The following is a 2,276-nucleotide window of genomic DNA, read 5'->3' as shown; positions in this document are numbered from 1 at the left end:
GAGTTGGGTCAGTGGTGCCGGGTGCGGTTGCCGGAGTACATGGTCCCGTCCGCGTTCGTCGGTCTCGACGTCATCCCACTCAACGCCAACGGCAAGGTCGACCGGCGGGCCCTGCCGTCCCCGGACGACGTTCCCGGAGCGGACGACGGCTACGTCGCACCCCGTACGGTCACCGAGGAGCGGGTCGCGCAGATCTGGGCCGACGTCCTCGGCCGCGAGCGAGTCGGCGTCACCGACGGCTTCTTCGAGCTGGGCGGCCACTCGATCCGCGCGGTGGCGCTCGTCGGCGCGCTGCGAGGCGCCGGCTTCGACGTCGGGGTCCGGGAGGTCTTCGAGCACCGTACGGTCGCCGAGCTCTGCGAGTTCCTGACCGGACGGCCCGGCGCCGCCGAGGTCGAGGAGTACGTGGCCCCCTTCGCCCAGATCGGCGAGGACGACCGGGCGAAGCTGCCGGCGGACGCGGTGGACGCGTACCCGCTGTCGCAGGTGCAGCTCGGCATGCTCGTCGAGATGTTCGCCGACCGCGAGCAGCACGCCTACCACAACGTGTCGTCGTTCCGGGTCCGTGACGGCTCACCCTTCGCCGAGGAGGCACTGCGCGCCGCGGCCGCCGTCGTGACTGAGCGGCACGAGATGTTGCGTACGTCCTTCCACCTCGACTCGTGGTCGGTGCCGCTGCAGGTCGTGCGCGCCACCGCGGAGATCCCGGTGGCGTTCGGCGACCTGCGCGGGCTGGACGAGGACGCGCGCCGCAAGGCGCTGGCCGACCTCGCCGCTCGGGAGCGCGCCACGCTGTTCGACCTCGAGCAGGCCCCGCTGCTGCGCATGACAGCCCACCTCGAGGACGACGCCTGGTGGCTGACCGTGACGGTGTGCCACGCCATCACCGAGGGTTGGAGCCACCGCGCACTGCTGATGGAACTGCTGACCGAGTACGCCCGGCTCCGCGACGGCGAGCCGGTCACCGAGCGGTCCGCCCCGGCGGTGCGGTACGCGGACTTCATCGCGGCCGAGGGGCGCTCCCTGGCCTCCGACGAGGACCGGGACTACTGGCGGTCGGTGGTGGACGGGTACGCCCGGTTCACCCTGCCGCCGGCGTGGGCCGGGGATGCGTCGCAGCCGCGCGAGAAGTACCGCGTCGCCGTGCCGCTGCGCGACCTCGAAGCGGGACTGCGCGGCCTCGCCGTCCAGTCGGGGGCCTCGCTCAAGAGCGTGCTGCTGGCCGCCCACCTCAAGGTCATGAGCATCCTCACCCCCGACGAGGCGTTCTTCACCGGCCTGGTGTTCAGTGCCCGGCCAGAGGCGCCCGGTGCCGACCAGGTGTACGGCATGTACCTCAACACGCTGCCGTTCGCCTTCGACCGCGGCGCGCGCACCTGGGACGATCTCGTCCGCCGGGTATTCCTCAGGGAGACCGAGGTCTGGGGCCACCGCCGCTACCCGATGCCGGCCGTGCAGCGCCTCGCCGCGGTGGACCGGCTGCTCGACGTCCGGTTCAGCTACCAGGACTTCGACCACGTCGACACCGACCTGGTGGACTCCGAGCAGAGCGTGGGCGAGGGCGCGACCGAGTTCGGCCTGGCGGTCTCCGCCGTCGGCGGCTATCTCCTGCTCACCACGCACACGCACGCCCTGTCACGGGAGTCGGCGGAGTCCCTGGTGGGCCTGTACCGGCGGGTGCTCGAGTCGATGGCGGCGGGTGCCGGTGGTGATGCGCTGGCGTCGTACCTGTCGGTGGAGGAGCGCGAGCGGGTTCTGGTCCGTTGGAACGAGTCGGCTGTGGAGGTCGCGCCGCTGACGGTGTTGCAGCTGTTCGAGGCCCAGGCCGCGCAGAACCCGGACGCCGTCGCCCTGCGGTCCGACGACGAGGTGGTGACGTACGCCGACCTCGATCAGCGCGCCAACCGCTTCGCGCGCGCCCTCCGGGAACGCGGTGTCCGCACCGAGTCCCGCGTCGCCGTCCTGCTCGACCGCAGCCCCGACCTGGTCGCCGCGCTGCTCGGCGTCTGGAAGGCCGGAGCCGCCTACGTGCCGGTCGACCCGTCCTACCCGGCCGAGCGCATCGCCGCGATGGTGGACACCGCCGGCGTCTCGGTCGCGGTGACGTCCGGCTCGTACGCGGACCGCTTCGGCTCCACCGACCTGCTGCTCACCGGCTCCGTGCAGGACGGACCCGCCGACCCGGTGTCGCGGGTGGATGTGGTGGGTGGTTTGGCGTATGTGATTTTCACGTCGGGGTCGACGGGTCGGCCTAAGGGTGTGGAGGTTTCGCATGC

1 protein-coding gene is annotated in these 2,276 nt (G+C 72.0%); it reads left to right on the top strand.

From position 1 onward, the window contains the following. Window positions 1-21: 21 nt before the first annotated feature. A partial coding sequence (locus AB0C19_RS33500) for a condensation domain-containing protein (protein WP_357191975.1) occupies window positions 22-2,276 on the top strand: 2,255 nt, incomplete at its 3' end.

This window comes from Micromonospora sp. NPDC048842 (assembly GCF_040649935.1).
Classification (GTDB): Bacteria; Actinomycetota; Actinomycetes; order Mycobacteriales; family Micromonosporaceae; genus Micromonospora; species Micromonospora hortensis.
Note: the sequence above shows the minus strand (reverse complement) of the source record. Positions and strands in the feature narration are given on the sequence as shown.